Source organism: Candidatus Methylomirabilota bacterium (assembly GCA_035315345.1).
In the GTDB taxonomy this organism is placed as follows: Bacteria; Methylomirabilota; Methylomirabilia; order Rokubacteriales; family CSP1-6; genus CAMLFJ01.
Window position 1 is genome coordinate 1 of the sequence record DATFYA010000114.1, and the last position, 17,895, is coordinate 17,895.

Genomic DNA, 17,895 nt, shown 5'->3' on the forward strand with positions numbered 1-17,895 from the left:
CGAGACCATCGAGCCATTCTCCGACGCGATGCCGCTGTGGAAGAAGAACTTCAGCTCGAAGAGCCCCTGCGGCGTCTGCACGTACTTGTTGGTGGTGACCCGGCTGATGGTGGACTCGTGCATGCTGATGTCGTCGCCCACGTCCCGCAGGGCGAGCGGGCGCAGGAACGGCAGGCCCTTGTCGAGAAAGTCGCGCTGGAAGTTCACCAGGCTCTGGGCGACTTTTCGTAGAGTGCGCTGACGTTGCTCCACGCTCTTGATCAGCCACACCGCGGAGCGGAGCTTCTGCTCGACATATTGCTTGGCCTCGTCGCCGGAGCGGCGCAGCAGCGAGCGGTAGAGCGAATTGACCCGCAGGCGGGGGATGCCCTCCTCGTTGAGGATCACCACGTAATCCTCGCCCACCTTCTGGATCGTCACGTCGGGGACCACGTAGCGCGAGTCGTTGATGGAGAAGCGCCGGCCCGGCTTGGGCTCGAGCGCCTGGATCTCCTCGATCGATTCCATGATCCGCTCGATCGGCAGCTTCATGGTCCGGGCGATCTCGGAGTAGCGGCGCCGCTCGAGGTCCTCGAAGTGCTTCTCCACGATCTCCACCGACACCGGGTCCGGCTCCGCGTCGGCGGTGAGCTGCAGGAGCAGGCATTCCTGCACGCTGCGCGCGGCGACTCCGGGCGGATCGAAGGCCTGGATGCGCTTGAGTGCGGCCTCCACCGCCTCGAGGCCCGCGCCCATGCCCTTGGCGATCTCCTCCAGGTCGGCCCGCAGGTAGCCGTCCTCGTCGAGGTTGCCGATGATCGCCTCGCCGATGCGCAGGAGCTCCTTGTCGTCGGTGCTGAGTCGGAGCTGCTCGCCCAGGTGCTCGGCGAGCGAGGTGTCGCTGCGCCCCAGATTCTCGAAGGGCAGCTCGTCGCGCTCCTCCATCGACACCGGGGTACGCTCGTCGCCGTGGTCGTCGAAGATGGCGGACGACAGATCGAACGGCAGATCGTCGGCCTTCTCCCCGTCCACCGAGGACGTCTCCTTGGAGGGGGTCTCGGCCGCCTCCCCGGCGGGCGGGGCCTCGACGGGGGCGGGGGCGTCGGCGGTGCCCGGGGTGGCTGCGGCCTCGGGCGCGTCGGTGGTCTCGACCGGGACTTCTTCGAGGAGCGGATTCTCCTCCAGCTCCTTGCGCACCACCTGCTCCAGCTCCAGCGTGGACAGCTGCAGGAGCTGGATCGCCTGCTGCAGGAGCGGGGTCATGACGACCCGCTGACTCAACCGCTGTTGGAGTTTCATGGCGTGCTCAGGACTCCGATCAGAGCGAGAACTTCTCGCCGAGGTAGATCTCGCGGGCCTTGGAGTTGTTGGCCAGCTCGGTGGCGGTGCCAGAGGCCAGGATGCGGCCGTCGTAGAGGATGTAGGCGCGATCGGTGATGGCCAGGGTTTCCCGCACGTTGTGGTCGGTGATCAGCACTCCGATGCCCCGCTCCTTCAGCCGGGCCACGATCTCCTGGATGTCGCCGATGGCGATGGGATCGATGCCGGTGAACGGCTCGTCCAGCAGGAGATAACGCGGGTTCGTCACGAGCGCCCGCGTGATCTCGAGCCGCCGCCGCTCGCCGCCCGAGAGCGTGAAGGCCTTGTGGCGGGCCAGCGGGGTGAGGTCGAGCTCGGCGAGCAGCTCGGCGAGCCGGGTCATCCGCTCGCCGTGCGACAGATCGAGCGTCTCGAGGATCGCGAGGAGATTCTCCTCGACGGTCAGCTTGCGGAACACCGACGACTCCTGGGGCAGGTAGCCCATGCCGAGGCGGCAGCGCTTGTACATGGGCAGCTCGGTCACGTCCTGCCCTTCCAAGAAGATGCGGCCGCCGTCGGGCCGCAGCAGGCCGACGATCATGTAGAACGACGTGGTCTTGCCCGCGCCGTTGGGCCCGAGGAGCCCCACCACTTCGCCCGGATGGATGTCCAGGCTCACGCGGTTCACCACCACGCGGCTGCGAAACGTCTTGCGAAGCCCCTGGGCGATCAGGCCTTCCATCTTACGCGGGGGCCTGGAAATGGCCCCCGCGCTCCCCCAGCCGCGGGCGACCATCGACACAGGTGGACAACCGTTGGGTGTCGCGGCCATGCATCCCGCCGCGGCCGATCTGGCCCCCGCGCTCCCCCAGCCGCGGGCGACCATCGACACAGGTGGACAACCGTGTCGTCATGAGCACTGCCCTGGGGTGGGCTTGGGGCGGGCGGCGGCTTCGTCCTGGTTGCGGGGGTAGAACACGGCCTTGACGCGCTCCTGCTGACCGCCCTCGACCAGGCTGCGATCCTCGGCGAGATAGATCGTGATGCGCTCGCCGGTCACGACGTTGTCGTCGCGCCACACCCGGGCGTTGCCGATCAGCACCACGCGCTGCTCGGCGTCGTAGTACTCGGCGCGCCGGGCGGTGCCGTTGCGGCAATCCTTGGTGACGATCCGGACGTTGCCGGTGGAGATGGTGCGGACGATCTTGTCACCCTTGTCGTCCAGGTACACCTCCATGCGGTCCGCCCACTGGGTCGAATTGTTCTGCGACGCGACCACGTTGCCGGAGAACACCACGAGCCCTTCCTTCTGGATGTTCTCGAGCTGGTCGGCGTCGACCGTGACCGGCGCGTCGCGATCGTCCTGGGCGCCGCCCGCGCGGGGCCCCGGCGCCGCCGCGGCCGGACGCGTGGGACGAGCCTTTCCGGTGCCGGTCTGCGCCCGCGCGGGCGCGACCAGGCTGACCGCCACCCACAGCCCGAGCATCGCGGCGAGGAGCCGTCTCATGAGCTTCCCGGCGCCGCCGCGGCTCCGGGCGTCGAGCCGCGCTTGAAGGTCGCCCGCACCCGCCCCTTGATGTTCGTCACTTCCTCGGACACCCGCGATTCGAACCCGGTGCCCCGCACGACCGCGCCCGTTCGATAGATCACGACCGCGTCCTTCGTCCACGCGCGCTGCTCGTCCGCGTCCCAGTTGAGCTGGTCGGTCTCGAGACGCAGGCCGTCGCTCGAGACGAGCACGACGTTGCCGCGCAGCACGATGTCCTTCGTCTCCTGATTGAGATCTCCCTCGTCGCCGGTCACCGTCCACGAGCGTGGCGCCTTGTCACCCTTCCCGGCCTGATCGACCTTGACGACCACCTTCTTCATCGTCGTCTTGCTCTGCTCCTCGAACGTCTCCGAGTACTCGGCGTCCAGCTGCCAGCGCGAGCCGTCGCGGCTCTGCTCCTGCAGATGAATCTGCTTGAGCCGGTAGTCGGCGTTCGTGGCCACGGGCTCCGTCGGAATCGAGCGCGGGATCCGCGCGCGGCGGACGAGCACGCCCGCCACTGCGGCGACGAATACCACGACGAGCATCAGGATGATGAGGGGTGCCTTCCGCATAGCAATCTCCGTGCCACGCTAGCACAGTATCTACGACCGAGGCAAATGAAGAAGACCGACCTGCGAAGAATCAGCGCGGCGGCCAGGAACGGCGCGCCTTTAACAGCATCTCCACGGCCTCCCGCACCGCCCCGTCACCGCCTCGACGCCGGGCGATCCAGTGGGCGATCCGCTTGATCTCCGTGACCGCGTTCGCCGGCGCCAGCGCCATGCCCGCGCGAGCCATCGCGGGCAGATCCGGCAGATCGTCTCCCATCACCGCGACCTCGCGCGGCGCGAGTCCGAGCCGCTCCCGGAGCGAATCCAGGGCCGCGACCTTGTCGGTCACGCCCTGGTGCACCTCGGCCACGCCCAGCTCGGCCAGGCGGCGAGTGACCGCGGCCGAGGCGCGCCCCGAGAGCACCGCGATCTGCAGCCCCGCCTGGAGCGCCGCGACCAGCGCGAAGCCGTCGTGGACGTGGAAGCGCTTCGTCTCCTCGCCGGACGCGCGGTAGACGAGCCCCCCGTCGGTGAGCACGCCGTCCACGTCCAGGACGAGCAGGCGAATGCGGGAGGCGCGCGGAGCGGCCCTCACACGATCTTCGCGCGCAGGATGTCGTGCACGTGGATGACGCCGGCGGGCCGGCCCGCCGCGTCGACGATGACGAGGCTGGTGATGCGCCCTTCCATCACGGCGAGGGCCTTCGCGGCCAGCTCGTCGGCGCCGATGACCTTGGGCCCGCGGGTCATGCACTCCGCGGCGCGTCGCTCGAGCAGCGTGGCGCCGTGGGCCAGCTGCTGTCGCCGCAGGTCGCCGTCGGTGACCACTCCGACGAGCCGTCCGTCACCATCCACCACCGTGGTCATGCCGAGCCCCTTGCCGCTCATCTCCTCGATCGCCTCCTTCATGGTGGCCTGCTCGGACACCATCGGCATGGACTCGCCGGTGTGCATCAGGTCCGCGACCTTGAACAGCGACTTCCAGCCCAGGCTGCCGCGCGGGTGGAGCGCCGCGTAGGCGTCGGGGCCGAGCCCGCGCACGTCGAGCAGGGCCATGGCCAGGGCGTCGCCCATGGCGAGCGCGGCGGTCGTGCTCGAGGTCGGCGCCAGATTGATGGGGCACGCCTCCTCGGCCACCGCGACGTCCAGGACGATGTCGGCCTGCCGTGCCAGCGCGGAGGCGAGCGAGCCGGTGAGGAGGATGAGCGGGATGCCGAGCCGCTTCAGCGCGGGCAGGACCGCGAGGACCTCGTCGGTCTCGCCGGAGTTGGAGAGCGCGAGCACCACGTCCTCGCGCGCCACCATGCCCAGATCGCCGTGCACGCCCTCGGCGGGATGCAGGAAATAGGCGGGAGTCCCCGTGCTCGCGAGGGTCGCTGCGATCTTGCGCGCGATGAGGCCGGACTTGCCCATGCCGGTGACGATGACCCGCCCGCGGCAGCCGTGCAGCACGCCCACCGCCGCGACGAAGCGATCGTCGAGCCGTGGGCACAGCGCGAGCACGCTCTCCGCCTCGAGGCGCAGCACGCGCTCCGCGAGCGCGAGGATCCGAGCGCGGTCCATCATCGGGGCCGGGGGCCCGCCGCGATGGCCCGCACCGCGTCGAGCAGCCGCGGCAGATCGTCCAGCTTGAGCATGTTGGGGCCGTCGGACAGCGGCCGGCCATCCTCCATCGTGCGATCCGGGTCCTCGTGCATCTCCATGAACAGGGCGTCGACCCCGACCGCCACCGCGGCGCGCGCCAGCGCCTGGACGTACTGCCGCTCGCCTCCCGACCGGTCTCCCTGCCCGCCGGGCAGCTGGACGGAATGAGTCGCGTCGAAGATCACCGGATAGCCGAAGGCGCGCATGATCGGCAGGCCGCGGAAATCGACGACCAAATTGTTGTAACCAAAGCTGGTGCCGCGCTCGGTCAGCAGGAGGTCCTCGGTGCCCGACGCGCGGATCTTCTCCACCACGTTCACCATGTCGCGCGGGGCCACGAACTGGCCCTTCTTGACGTTCACCGGCCGGCCGCTCCGCGCGCACGCCACGATGAGATCGGTCTGGCGGCAGAGGAACGCGGGAATCTGGAGCACGTCGAGCACCTGCGCGGCCGGCCCCACCTCGGAGACCGCGTGCACGTCGGACAGGACCGCGAGCCCGGTCTCCTCCTTGACCTTTTTCAAGATTCGCAGCCCCTCGGTGAGACCGGGGCCGCGGTAGGCGTGGATCGAGGAGCGGTTGGCCTTGTCGTAGGACGACTTGTAGATGAACGGCACGCCGGCGTCGGCGGTGATGCGCTGCAGGCGCTCCGCCACCGTGAGCGCGTGCTTCTCGTTCTCGATGGCGCAGGGCCCGCCGATCACGGCCAGGGGCGCCCCGCCTCCGATGGTGACGGCGCCGATCCGGACCGCCCGCGTCCCGGTCACGCGCCGCCCTGGTGATCGAGCGCGGCCTTGATGAAGGCCGCGAAGAGCGGGTGCGGCTCCCACGGCCGCGAGCGGAACTCGGGATGGAACTGGCCGGCGACGAACCACGGATGATCGGGCAGCTCGATGATCTCCACCAGCTGCTTCTCGGCCCAGATCCCGGAGATGCGGAGCCCGTTCTTCTCCAGCCGGGCCAGGTAGTCGTTGTTGACCTCGTAACGGTGCCGGTGACGCTCCTCGATCAGCCCCTGGCCGTAGGCCTTCGAGGCGGTGGTGCCCTCGCTCAGCAGCACCGGGTAGAGCCCGAGCCGCATGGTGCCGCCCTTGTCCCGGACGTGGCGCTGCTCGGGCAGCAGGTCGATCACGTTGTGGGCCGGGGTCGGACTGAACTCGGTGGAGTTGGCGCCGTCGAGCCCGCACACATGCCGCGCGTACTCGATCACCGCGCACTGCATGCCCAGGCAGATCCCGAAATAGGGCAGCCGCTGCTCGCGCGCGTAGCGGATCGCCTGGATCTTCCCCTCGATGCCCCGGTCCCCGAAGCCGCCCGGCACCAGGATGCCGTCGAGCCCGGCCACGTGGCCGGCCAGCCCCTCGCGCTCGATGCGCTCGGCGTCGACCCACACCACGTCCACCGCGGCCTCGTGGGCGATGCCCCCGTGGGCCAGCGCCTCGTAGAGACTCTTGTAGGAGTCCTTCACCTCGATGTACTTGCCCACCACCCCGACGCGGCAGCGCCGGCGCGGTGCCTTCACCCGACGCACGATCTCCTCCCAGCGGGAGAGATCGATCGGCCGCGCGGGCAGCCCCAGCAGCTTGACGATGGACTCGTCCAGACCCTGGTCGTGGAAGGCCAGCGGCACCTCGTAGATGGTGTCGACGTCGCGGGCCGCGATCACCGCCTCCTCCTCGACGTCGCAGAAGAGCGCGATCTTGGACTTGGTGGACGGCGTGAGCGGATGATCCTTGGCGGTCCGGCACAGCAGGACGTCGGGTTGGATACCGATGGCCCGCAGCTCCTTCACCGAGTGCTGGGTCGCCTTGGTCTTCAGCTCCTGGGCGGCCTGGATGAACGGCACCAGCGTGAGGTGGACGTAGATGACGTTGTCCTTGCCCACGTCCTTCTTGAACTGGCGGACCGCTTCGAGGAAGGGCAGACCCTCGATGTCGCCGACGGTGCCGCCGATCTCGATGATCACCACGTCCATCCCGGCGCCCACCTTGCGGATCGACGCCTTGATCTGGTCGGTGATGTGCGGGATGACCTGCACGGTGCGTCCCAGGTAGTCGCCCCGGCGCTCCTTCTCGATCACGGTCCCGTAGACCTTCCCGGTGGTGACGTTGTTGTCCCGGGTCATCCGCGCGGAGGTGAAGCGCTCGTAGTGACCGAGGTCGAGGTCGGTCTCGCCGCCGTCGTCGGTCACGTAGACCTCGCCGTGCTGGTAGGGACTCATCGTCCCCGCGTCCACGTTGATGTAGGGATCCATCTTCTGCAGCGTGACTCGGAAGCCGCGCGCCTCGAGCAGGGAGCCGATCGACGCCGCGGCCAGTCCCTTGCCCAGCGAGGACACGACGCCACCCGTCACGAAGATGTATCTGGTCGTCACCTCACGCCTCCTTTCCCGATGTGAGCCATTCTTTCACGAGATCGCGCTCCTCGGCCAGCGAGCCGAGGTCTCCGTCCAGCCGGCGCCGCCGCAGCATGCCGAGCGCCTCCCCCACCCGTGGCCCGCGCGGCACGCCCAGGGCCAGCAGATCCGCGCCACGGAGCCGCGGGCGGACCGCCCGGCCGGACGCCAGATACCACTCGACGCGACGCCGAGCCCGCGGCCCGCCGCAGAGCCACGCGGCGAGCGCCGCGGTCTCGGGCGTGGCGGCGAGCGCCTCGTCCACCTCGCTCGGCCGCAGCCGCGCGCCATCGAGCCGGCGGGCGAGCGGACCGGCCAGCGCCCCGGCCTCGATGCGCGCCCGCGGCTCTCCGCTCAACGCCAGCCGATCGAGCGCGCGCTCCACCGCGGCCGGCGGGCGGCCGATGAGCAGCGCGATGAGGAACAGCTCGGCGGCATCGACGGCCACGCCGGCGTCCCTGGCCCACCGGGCGAATCGCTCGGCCGCGCGCAGGTGCCCAGCCGAGAGAACCTCGGCATTCCAGAGTCTTGGAACCCTCCACCTGACGAGAAGCTCGAATGCAGGACGGGCTCGCGGCTCCGCGGCGACCAGCTCGAGCTCGCGCCACAGGCGCTGGCCGGAGAGTGCCGGGTACGGACCCCAGGCGATCCCGGTCCGGATCCCGGCCCGCGTGGCGGGGTCCACGCCGAGGCCGAGGCGAGCCGCGTAGCGCGCCGCCCGCACGATGCGGGTGGGATCCTCGACGAACGCGAGCGGCCGCAAGGCGCGAAGGCGCCGCGCGCGAACGTCCGGCAGACCGCCGAGCGGATCGATCAACCGGCCGAACCGATCCGGTGCCAGCGCCACCGCGAGCGCGTTCACCGAGAAGTCGCGGCGCCGCAGATCCTCGACGAGCCCCGCGGGCTCGACGTCCGGCAGGGCGCCCGCGGCTGCATAGCGCTCGCGTCGCGCCGAGGCGATGTCCACACGCCCGAGGGCCACGCCGTCGGGTCCCGCGCCGGCGGCGGCGTGGCCACCTTCGATGGACGCGGTGCCGAAGCTGCCGTGCACGAGCAGGGTGCCGCCGATCTCCTCGGCGAGCCGCCGCGCGAACGGCAGGCCGTCGCCCTCGACGACCAGGTCGACGTCGGGCGGCGCGGCGCCGAGCAGGAGATCGCGCACGAACCCGCCCACCGCGTACGCGGGCGAGCCGAGCCCCTCGCCCACCTTGCCGGCGACGCGCAGGAGCCAGAGCCGCGCCTCGGCCTGACGGTCGCCTCCCCGCTCGAGCTGCGGAAGCACCGACGATTCGACGGGCAGGACCGGGCACCGATGGGCATCGACGGCGCCGACGATGCCGCGAGCGCCCTGCACCAGCACGAGAGAGGCCCCCGCGAGCAGGCAACGGCGCACGGCCACCTCGGTGGCGCGCCGACCGACGGTCGGCAGATCACGCCACGCCATGTCGCGAGCGGGACGCGCGCCGAATCCCCAGTCCGCGGCGGTGGCCAGCTCCGCGGCCCGCACCGCGCGCCGCCGGCCGAGCACGACGATGGCCGCGCCGGCCGCGCGGGCCCGGCGGAGGGCTCGCGTGACGGGCACGCCGGGCGCGGCGCCGACCACGGGCCGGTTCATCATCGCCTCGACGCCGGGCTCCACCTGCGGGTACACGTGACCGGCCCGCGCCACGTCAGCCGGCCCTCGCGGCACGCCGGGCGCGCGCTCGCGGGTGGAACTTCCGGTACATGTCGTGGACCACGCTCGAGGGCAGATGCGTGTAGATCTGCGTGGTGGAGATATCCGCGTGTCCGAGCATGGCCTGCACCGATCGCAGGTCGGCGCCCCGCTCGAGCAGGTGGCTGGCGAACGAGTGGCGCAGCGTGTGCGGCGACACCACGGTGCGGATGGCGGCGCGGCGGGCCGCGCGGCGGATCAGGTTCCAGAGCGCCTGCCGCGACATCGACCCCCCGGAGCGGTTCAGGAACAGCGCGGAGCACTCGCGGCGGACCTGTCGCGGCCGCACCGTCGTGCAATAGCGCCGCACCCAGTCGAGCGCCTGCGCCCCCGCCGGCACGAGACGCTGCCGGTTCCCCTTCCCGGTCACGGTCACGTAGCCGGCCGCGAAGTTCACGTCCTCCACGCGGAGCCCGAGCGCTTCCGAGGCGCGCAGCCCGCACGCGTAGAGCAGCTCCAGCATCGCGCGGTCCCGGAGCCCGTCGGGCCGGCGGGTGTCGGGCGCCTCGACGAGCGCGGTGGTGTCCTCGATCGAGAGCGTGCGCGGCAGCCGACGGGCCGGCCGCGGACTGTCCAGATGCTCGGTGGGATCACGGGTGATGTGCCGGCCGTCCAGCAGGAACCGATAGAGGCCGCGCACCGCCGAGAGATGCCTCGCCACGCTGCGGCTGCCGAGCCCGCGGCGGCGCAGCGTGGCCAGATACCGCGAGAGATCGCTCACCGCCACCGCGTCGAGGCGACGCCGCTCGTGAGCCAGGAACCGCTCGAAGCCCGCGAGATCGCGCCGGTAGGCCAGGAGTGTGTTCAGCGCGGCCCCGCGCTCCACCTGAAGACTCCCGAGATACTCGTCGATCAGCGGCTCCGACACGCCTCCCGCCGTCGTCCGGTCCGCGGGCGCTCCCGGTCGAGCCGGCACCGGCTTACATCCGGAGCGGCAGGCGAAGGGTGAGAGCTCGAGGGGCTCGAAGCGGCCAGCCGTGCCGGTGTCGGAAAAAACGACGGCCCCGGTATCGGCCGATTCGTCCTGCCTGGGCCGGCACCGAGGCGTCCCCTGCAAACTCCAGGAGCATGAGGGAGTGTATCATCGGCTCCCGGGCGGAGGCAAGGTGGAGCGGCCGCGCCGCAACATCCCGAGCAGCGTCGAGAGCTCGACCGAGCGCAGCGCGCCCGCCACGAGCACGTAGACGACCACTCCCCCCGCGAGCGCCACCACCAGCCACGGCAGTCCGCGCCCGATCGGCAGCGGGACCCCGGGCACGAGACCGCTGATGGCGAGACACCAGAGCGCGAGCACCCCGGATGCGGCGACCGTGCGCGCGAGCGACGGTCCCACCTCGGCGACCCGCGGCCCGTCGAGGCGGCGTCGCAGGAGCCAGCAGAGGCCGAGCAGGTTGACGTACGACGACAGGGACGAGGCCAGGGCCAGGCCCACGTGCTGCAACGGCCACATGAGGAGGAGCGCGAGCACCACGTTGACCGCGACCGACACGAAGCCCACCAGCACCGGCGTCCGGGTGTCGCCGAGGGCGTAGAACGTCTGGGCCGCGATGCGCGTGGCCGAGAACGCGGGCAGGCCCACCGCGTAGCCGGCCAGCGCCTGCGCGGTCAGCACGCCGTCGGCGGCGCTGAACTCGCCGCGCTGGAAGAGGAGCCGCACGATGGGGCCGCCCAGGATCAGCAGCCCGACCGTGGCGGGCACCGCCACGAACGCGGACATCCGCAGCGCCCACTCCAGCGTGGCGCGGAGCGCGGTGAGCTCGCGGCGCGCCGCCTGCCGCGACATGCTGGGCAGGGCCGCGGTGGCCAGGGCGATGCCGAAGATCCCGAGCGGGAACTCCATGACCCGGTCCGCATAGTAGAGGTACGAGACGGTGCCCGCGGGCAGGAGCGAGGCGAGCAGGGTGTTCACCACCACCGTGATCTGCACTGCGGCCAGCGCGAATACCGCCGGCCACAGGCGGTGCGCGATCCGCCTCACCCCGGGATGGCGCCACTCTCGTGACGGCACCAGGGGGATCCCGAGACGGCGCAGCTCGGGGAGCTGCACGAGGAGCTGACCGAGGCCGCCCACCAGGACGCCCACCGCGAGAGCCATGATCGGGGGCGTGGTGTAGCCGGCCAGGCCGAGCACCGCCACGATCATGGCCACGTTGAGGACCGCCGGCCCGAGGGCGGCGGTGAAGAAGCGATGGTGCGCGTTGAGGGCACCCATGGCGAGCGCGGCGAGACCGACCAGCACCAGATACGGGAACATCACCCGGGTCAGGCTCACCGCGAGATCGAACAGCGCGGAATCGGCCCGCCAGCCCGGCGCCATCACCGCGACCACCTGCGGAGCGAGCAGCGCCCCGAGCGCCGACACCACGCAGAGCACGACGATGGCCGCGCCGGCCGCCGCGCGGGCGAGCCGCGCGAAGGCGCCCGGGCCCCCCTGGGTCAGGGTCTCGGTGAACACCGGGATGACCGCGGTGGAGAGCGCGCCCTCCGCGAGCAGCCGCCGCAGGAGATTCGGGATCCGGAAGGCGACCAGGAACGCGTCGGTGACGGGGCCCGCGCCGAAGGTGTGTGCCACCACCATGTCGCGCACGTAGCCGAGCACGCGGCTCGCCAGGGTGGCGGCTCCGATCGAGCCGACCGCGCTCACGACTCCGCGCTGGACGTGCTCCTGGGCGTCGGCCGACTCGCTCACCGAGCCGACAACATCCTTGACACTCCCGCCCCCCGACGGTAGGCTCGTGTGTCCGAAATCCACCGAAGGAGACGTCCTGTGGCCAATACCCCGTCCGCGCGGAAGCGGATCCGACAGAACGAGAAACGCCGCCTCCGGAACCGGGCGGTGCGCAGCGCGGTGCGTTCGAGCGTGAAGGGCGCGCGCGAGGCGCTCGCGAGCAAGGGCACCGACTCCGCCGCCGCGGTGAGCGATGCCATTCGTGCGCTCGACCGCGCGGTGACGAAGGGCATCCTCCACCGCAACACCGCCGCGCGACGCAAGTCCGCGCTCGTTCGCACGCTCAACGCCCGGGCTTGACCAGCCGGGCGAGTCGCCGCTCGGCCAGCTCGTGCAGAGCGGTGACCGCGGCGCCCCGTAGGATCTCCCCGCCCCGCTCGCCGTAGAGGCTGCCGCACGAGATGTAGCTCGGCGTGCGGAAATGCTCGGCGCTCACGAAGTAGCCCAGGTAGCCGTTGGCCAGCCCCGCCACGAAGGTGTGGGCGAAGCGCCCGCGCCCCGCGGCCTTGATCTCCTGGCCGAGCTGCGTGTCGAGCTCGCCGGGGATCGCCACCCACGCCGAGCGGCCGACCCCGACCGCCACCACGTCGGCGGAGGCGGGGAGCGCCGCGCGCAGGCCGAGCCGCGTGCCGCGCGGGATCCAGCCGCCCAGGCAGTTGCGCAGCTCGAGCCCGGGTGCGGGGAGCGCGGCAGTCTCGACCGCGGCGGTGAGCCGCTGCACCGGATCCGGCGCGATGCGCGGCCACGCGGCGAGCACGCCCGCGGAGAGCGCCTTGCCGATGGCGGCCACGCCGTCCCAGCCCCGCTGGCGCGGGCTCACGTCGCCCTCGGCGCCGTTGACGAACAGGGCGGGCGCTCCGAGCTGCTCCTCGATGCGCGCGGCCGCGTCGCCCATCACGTCGCCCGACAGCTTGAAGTTCTCCCGGCCGAGCGCGGTGCCGTGGATGGCGTAGTTCCAGACGACCGCGATCGGACGGGCGTCGGTGCCCATCACCTTGAGCACGCCCAGCTCCGGATCGAGCGGCTCGTGCACGCGGCTGTCGGTCAGCCCGGCGATCTCGCTCCGTCCGGTGCCCACCGTGGCGGGCCGCTTGCGGCGCTCGGCCTGACGCGCCGCCTCCTCCATCGCCGAGAAGAGACGCCCGCGGACCCGCGGTGACTCGCGATCCACCGCGATGAAGCCGAAGAGGTCCGAGCGGGCGAAGGCGCCGGGCCCGGAGTGGGTGTGCGAGGCCGCCGCCACCACCGCGGAGTAGCGCAGGCCCAGCTGATCGAGCCGCGCGCGCAAATCGGATACCAGGCTCGCGTCCATGCCGATCAGGTCGACGGTGATCCAGAGCACGCGCCCCCCGGCCGCCTCGAGCACGAGGGCCCTCGCCTTGATGGGATCGTGGACCCCGCGGCTCGGGCGGAACCAGAAGGTGTCGGGATGCTGTCCAAAGACGTCGGGGAGCCACGCGCGGCGGGGGAAGCCGCCGTAGCCGGCCAGCGGCGTGTCGTCGGGTAGGTCCACCGTCACGCTGGCCGCGCCCGCGAGGAGCCCGGCGGGTGCCGCGGCCGCGGGCGCCGCGGTCGCCGTCGCCAGCAGGACGAGGCCGGCGAGTGCGCGCCGGGCGCGCGCCGTCACACCGCGCACAGATCGGCGACGAGCAGCGACAGCTCGGGCCGCGCGGCCCCGCCCATCTTCAGTCGCCGCTCGACTTCCCAGCAGCGGGCCAGCTGTCGGGCCGCGGCTCCCGGCGAGAGGCTCCGCGCCCGGTCGAGCAAGGCGGCGGCCGCCGCGGGCGGACGGCGCAGGCCCCGCGCGATATCCTCGGGCGCCCGCCCGGCTCGCAGGGCGCCGGCGGCCTGCCAGATGGCGCGTGCCTCGCGGGTCAGCATGCCGAGCACGGCCAGCGGCTCCTCGCCGCCGTTCAGGAGCGATTCGAGCAGGACGAGGGCCGTCCCGGTGTCGCGCCCGATCAGGGCGCGGGTCAGATCGAACACGTGACGCAGCCGGTGCTCACCCACCACCGCCCGCACCTCGGTCGTGGTGACGCGCCGGTTGTCCGGGCCGCCGGCGAGCGCGGCCTTCTCCACCTCGCCGACGAGCTGGGTCAGGTCGTCGCCCGACAGCTCCACCAGCATGGCGGCGGCGGCCTCGTCGAGACCGTAGCCGCGCGACTGCGCGTAGGCGCGCAGCCAGCCGGCGAGCGCGCGGCCGGTCGGGCTCGGCGCGCTGATCACCGCAGCGGCGGGAATCGCGCGGAGCAGCCAGTGCGACGGCTCGAGCAGGGCGTCGGCCTGGAGGATCAGCACGGTGGAGGGATTCGGGGCCTTCACGTAGGCGGCGAGCGGCTCCGCCGACTTCGCGGTGAGCGCGTCGACGCCGCGCGCGACCACCAGGCGGCGGGCGCCGAGCCACGGCAGCATGAGCGCCGACTGCACGATGCCGTCGGCGCCGACGCCCCGCGCGTCCAGGATCTCCCGCACGAGCGACAGCTCGGTCTGCCCGGGGAACATGGCGCGGCTCAAGCGCGCGATCGCGTCGTCGAGCAGGAAGGGCTCGGGGCCGTGCAGCAGCGTGACCGGAGGCGCCTGGCCCGCGTCCGCCGCCTTGACGAAGCCGGCGAGGTCCACCGCTCAGGCCCGGGCGCCGGGATTCGAGGCCGGCCGGGACACTAGGAGCCGTCCGCCATCTCGCCCCGGCTCGGATCAGCCACGGGTCACGATGTTGACGAGACGCCCCGGCACCACGACCACCTTCGCGACCTGGCGGCCGTCGAGCCACGGCCGCACCTTGTCGTCGGCGAGGGCCCGCTCGCGGATCTCCGCCTCCCGCGCGTCCACGCCGGCAGTGAGGCGGCCGCGCACGCGCCCGTCCACCTGCACCACGATCTCGACCTCGTCGCGAGCCAGCGCCGTCTCGTCCGGGCGCGGCCACGCCTGCTTGAAGAGGCTCTCGCGATGGCCGAGGGCCGCCCACAGCTCCTCGGTGATGTGCGGCGAGACCGGGCCCAGGAGCAGCAGGGTCGTCTCCACCGCCTCCCGCAAGAGGGCGGCGCGCGCGGGGCGGGGCATGGTGTCGAGCGAGGCCCGCTCGAAGTCGTGGAGCGCGTTGACCAGCTCCATCACCGCGCTGATCGCCGTGTTGAAGTGGAAGTCGTGCTCGATATCGTGGGTCACCTTCCGGATCGTCTCGTGGATCGTGCGCCGGAACGCGCGGGCTGCCGATCCGCCCGGCTCGCCTTCGGCGGCACCTCGCCCGGCCACTGCTGATCCGCTCGGCTCGCCTTCGGCTGCACCTCGCCCTGCCCCTGCTGATCCGCTCGGCTCGCCTTCGGCTGCACCTCGCCCTGCCCCTGCCCCATTCAGCTCGGCGAGGTGCGCGTGGACGAAACGCCAGACGCGGTTGAGGAAGCGGGAGGCGCCCTCCACCCCGCGGTCATTCCAGTCGAGGTCCTTCTCGGGCGGGGCGGCAAACAGCGAGAACAGGCGCGCGGTGTCGGCGCCGTGGCGGCGGATGAGATCGTCCGGATCCACCACGTTGCCCTTCGACTTCGACATCTTCGCCCCGTCCTTGATGACCATGCCCTGCGAGAGCAGGGCCTGGAACGGCTCGTCGACCTTCAGCATGCCGAGGTCGCGGAGGACCTTGGTGTAGAAGCGCGCGTACAGGAGATGGAGCACCGCGTGCTCGATGCCGCCGATGTACTGGTCCACCGGCATCCAGTAGGCGGCGGCCCCCGGCTCGAACATGCCGCGGTCGTAGGTCGGCGAGCAGTAGCGCAGGAAGTACCACGACGACTCCACGAAGGTGTCCATGGTGTCGGTGTCGCGGCGCGCGCGGCCGCCGCACTTCGGGCACGTGGCGTTGACGAAGCTCGCCACCTCGGCGAGGGGCGAGCCCCCCTTGCCGCTGATCTGCACGTCGCGCGGCAGCACCACCGGAAGGTTCTCCTCCCGCTCCGGCACCATGCCGTCCTTCTCGCAATACAGCACCGGGATCGGCGCGCCCCAGTAGCGCTGCCGGCTGATCCCCCAGTCGCGCAGGCGGAAGTTGACCTTGGCCTGACCGAGGCCCTTGGCCACCAGCCAGTCGATCGCCTTGCGCTTCGCCGCCTCGATGTCGAGGCCGTCGAGGAAGCCCGAGTTGATCTTCACCCCGTCGCCGGTGTAGGCCTGGTCGTCGGCCCACCCCTCGGGCCGCTTCACGGTGGCGACGATCGGCAGGTCGTGGGCCTTCGCGAAGTCCCAGTCGCGCTGGTCCTCTCCGGGCACCGCCATGATCGCCCCGGTGCCGTAGCCCATCAGCACGTAGTCGGCGAGGAAGAGCGGGATCTCCCGCTCGGTGAACGGGTTGACGGCCCGCGCGGTGAGGCGGAGGCCGCGCTTCGGCCGGTCGGTGGCGAGCCGCTCGATCTCCGTCTCGCGCGCGACCTCGGCGCGGAAGGCGTCGATCCGGCTCCGCTCGGCCGCGTCGGCGGCCAGGCCGTCCACCAGCGGGTGCTCGGGCGCCAGCACCGCGTAGGTCATGCCGAACGAGGTGTCGGGACGCGTGGTGAAGATCGGGATCCGGAGATCGGGCCGACCCGCCACCGGCAGCGCGAACTCGGCGCCCTCGCTCCGGCCGATCCAGTTGCGCTGCATCGTCAGCACGCGCTCGGGCCATCCGGGCAGGCGGTCGCACCAGTCGAGCAGCTCCTGGGCGTAGTCGGTGATCTTGAAGAACCAGCCGTCGATCTCGCGGATCGTCACCTCGGAGTCGCAGCGCCAGCACCGCCCCGCCTCGACCTGCTCGTTGGCCAGCACGGTCTGGCAGGACGGGCACCAGTTGACCCGCGAGCGGCGGCGATAGGCAAGCCCGCGCTCGAGCATCCGGATGAAGATGAGCTGCTCCCACTTGTAGTAGGCCGGGTCGCACGTGGCCACCTCGCGGTCCCAGTCGTAGGAGATGCCCATGCGCCGCAGCTGGGTGCGCATGTTGTCGATGTTCTCGTAGGTCCACACCGCCGGATGCACCCCGTTGTCGATGGCCGCGTTCTCGGCGGGCAGTCCGAACGCGTCCCAGCCCATGGGGTGCAGCACGTTGAAGCCGCGCATCCACTTGTAGCGGGCCAGCAGGTCGCCGATGGCGTAGACCCGCACGTGGCCCATGTGGATGCGCCCGGAGGGATACGGGAACATCTCGAGACAGTAGTACTTCGGCCGGCCCGGCTCTTCGGTGACCTTGAACTGCTTGCGGTCGGCCCAGACCTTCTGCCACCTGGCCTCGATCTCGGGAAAGGGATAGCGGTCCTGGCGATCGTCGAGGGCCATATTGTCGCTGATTTTTACACGCTTAGGTGGAGGGCGCAAGAAACGGCTCGGGGGCTCCGGCGCGGCGATCGCGCAGGAGCCCCCGGGAAATGCGAGCGGCTTACTTCTTCTTCAGCGAGAGGTTGATCACCTTGGCGGCCTCGTCCGCCTTGGCCACCGACTCGGCGTGCTTGCCCGCATCGTGCAGCGCCTTGGCCTCGGTGGCCATGGCCGCGGCCTTCTTGGAGGCGTCATCCGTCTTGCCGGCCGTCGCGTCCTGGATCTGCTTGATCAGGAGCGGGCACTGATTGGCCAGTGCCGGTGCGGCGGCGAACGCGATGACCGCGAGCGCCATCATGAGCATCTTCATCCGCGTCACCTCCCTTCGGTGTGATCCTGCCCGCATAACCCGTGTTGCCTCGGGAAAGTTCCCTCTCCCGGGGTCGAGTGGAGGTGATCATAGCCCAAACGTCGGCCCGGCGACCCGCAAAGAAGTGCCCAGCCACGCGCGGTTGCGTGGTCATTTCACGATGGGGATTTGACGACAAGGGCATATGCTGTCTTTCGATGATCGTCGGGATCGCGGAGAACCCGACTGCGGCGCTCTGCACCGGCGAGCCCGAAACCTTGAATTGCGAATCACGGCCGGGTCGCGAGGACGTCGGCGCGGTGCAGCACGGTGCGAGGGCCGGTCACGTCACGGGTCGTCCCGGCGGCCCCCGCGATTCACCGGCGGTGTGTGCTGATTACGTGACAGATGAAAGCTGCGCGTGATGG

At 71.4% G+C, this 17,895-nt stretch carries 16 protein-coding genes; 1 reads left to right on the plus strand and 15 read right to left on the minus strand.

What is annotated here, in order from left to right; translation table 11 throughout:
* The 11 genes from rpoN to murJ form a co-directional block, all read right to left on the minus strand.
* Positions 1 to 1,278, minus strand: a 1,278-nt coding sequence (rpoN, locus tag VKN16_15920) for an RNA polymerase factor sigma-54 (GenBank protein HME95694.1), incomplete at its 3' end; no start/stop codon positions are given.
* A 19-nt stretch (positions 1,279 to 1,297) separates the two neighbouring features.
* Positions 1,298 to 2,020 carry an LPS export ABC transporter ATP-binding protein gene (lptB, locus tag VKN16_15925; GenBank protein HME95695.1) on the minus strand — a complete coding sequence of 241 codons (723 nt, stop codon included), beginning with the start codon at positions 2,018 to 2,020 and terminating at the stop codon, positions 1,298 to 1,300.
* A 168-nt stretch (positions 2,021 to 2,188) separates the two neighbouring features.
* On the minus strand, positions 2,189 to 2,785 hold the full coding sequence (gene lptA / locus VKN16_15930; GenBank protein HME95696.1) for a lipopolysaccharide transport periplasmic protein LptA: 597 nt from the start codon (positions 2,783 to 2,785) through the stop codon (positions 2,189 to 2,191).
* Positions 2,782 to 3,381 (minus strand): LPS export ABC transporter periplasmic protein LptC, encoded by a 600-nt coding sequence (gene lptC, locus VKN16_15935; protein ID HME95697.1) that lies wholly within the window; start codon positions 3,379 to 3,381, stop codon positions 2,782 to 2,784. The genes lptA and lptC overlap by 4 nt, the downstream gene beginning before the upstream one ends.
* Before the next feature lie 70 nt (positions 3,382 to 3,451).
* Positions 3,452 to 3,955, minus strand: a complete 504-nt coding sequence (locus tag VKN16_15940; protein ID HME95698.1) for an HAD-IIIA family hydrolase — start codon at positions 3,953 to 3,955, stop codon at positions 3,452 to 3,454.
* Entirely contained in the window at positions 3,952 to 4,926 is a 975-nt protein-coding gene (locus VKN16_15945) for a KpsF/GutQ family sugar-phosphate isomerase (GenBank protein ID HME95699.1), read from the minus strand. Before VKN16_15945 ends, VKN16_15940 begins: the two co-directional genes overlap by 4 nt.
* A complete protein-coding gene (kdsA, locus tag VKN16_15950; GenBank protein HME95700.1) occupies positions 4,923 to 5,771 on the minus strand; it encodes a 3-deoxy-8-phosphooctulonate synthase in 849 nt (282 codons plus the stop codon). The genes VKN16_15945 and kdsA overlap by 4 nt, the downstream gene beginning before the upstream one ends.
* Positions 5,768 to 7,378: a CTP synthase gene (locus tag VKN16_15955; protein ID HME95701.1), complete on the minus strand. Its 1,611-nt coding sequence runs from the start codon at positions 7,376 to 7,378 to the stop codon at positions 5,768 to 5,770. Before VKN16_15955 ends, kdsA begins: the two co-directional genes overlap by 4 nt.
* Before the next feature lies 1 nt (position 7,379).
* Positions 7,380 to 9,068 carry a hypothetical protein gene (locus VKN16_15960; GenBank protein ID HME95702.1) on the minus strand — a complete coding sequence of 563 codons (1,689 nt, stop codon included), beginning with the start codon at positions 9,066 to 9,068 and terminating at the stop codon, positions 7,380 to 7,382.
* Between the two features lies 1 nt (position 9,069).
* Positions 9,070 to 9,981, minus strand: coding sequence for a site-specific tyrosine recombinase XerD (gene xerD, locus VKN16_15965; protein HME95703.1), 912 nt, complete (start codon positions 9,979 to 9,981; stop codon positions 9,070 to 9,072).
* Between the two features lie 213 nt (positions 9,982 to 10,194).
* Positions 10,195 to 11,802, minus strand: coding sequence for a murein biosynthesis integral membrane protein MurJ (gene murJ / locus VKN16_15970; protein HME95704.1), 1,608 nt, complete (start codon positions 11,800 to 11,802; stop codon positions 10,195 to 10,197).
* 78 nt (positions 11,803 to 11,880) lie between these two features.
* Between murJ and rpsT the strand changes: the two genes are divergently transcribed.
* Entirely contained in the window at positions 11,881 to 12,141 is a 261-nt protein-coding gene (gene rpsT / locus VKN16_15975; GenBank protein ID HME95705.1) for a 30S ribosomal protein S20, read from the plus strand.
* On the opposite strand, the gene VKN16_15980 is transcribed toward rpsT, so the two are convergent.
* The 4 genes from VKN16_15980 to VKN16_15995 all read right to left on the minus strand — a co-directional run bounded on the left by VKN16_15980 (position 12,125) and on the right by VKN16_15995 (position 17,488).
* A complete protein-coding gene (locus VKN16_15980) occupies positions 12,125 to 13,468 on the minus strand; it encodes a neutral/alkaline non-lysosomal ceramidase N-terminal domain-containing protein (GenBank protein ID HME95706.1) in 1,344 nt (447 codons plus the stop codon). The two genes, rpsT and VKN16_15980, sit on opposite strands and share 17 nt — an antisense overlap.
* A complete protein-coding gene (gene holA, locus VKN16_15985; GenBank protein HME95707.1) occupies positions 13,465 to 14,460 on the minus strand; it encodes a DNA polymerase III subunit delta in 996 nt (331 codons plus the stop codon). The genes VKN16_15980 and holA overlap by 4 nt, the downstream gene beginning before the upstream one ends.
* 75 nt (positions 14,461 to 14,535) lie before the next feature.
* Positions 14,536 to 17,139, minus strand: a complete 2,604-nt coding sequence (gene leuS, locus VKN16_15990; protein ID HME95708.1) for a leucine--tRNA ligase — start codon at positions 17,137 to 17,139, stop codon at positions 14,536 to 14,538.
* A gap of 100 nt (positions 17,140 to 17,239) precedes the next feature.
* Complete coding sequence (locus VKN16_15995; GenBank protein HME95709.1) at positions 17,240 to 17,488, minus strand: hypothetical protein; 249 nt, start codon at positions 17,486 to 17,488, stop codon at positions 17,240 to 17,242.
* Between the last annotated feature and the right edge of the window lie 407 nt (positions 17,489 to 17,895).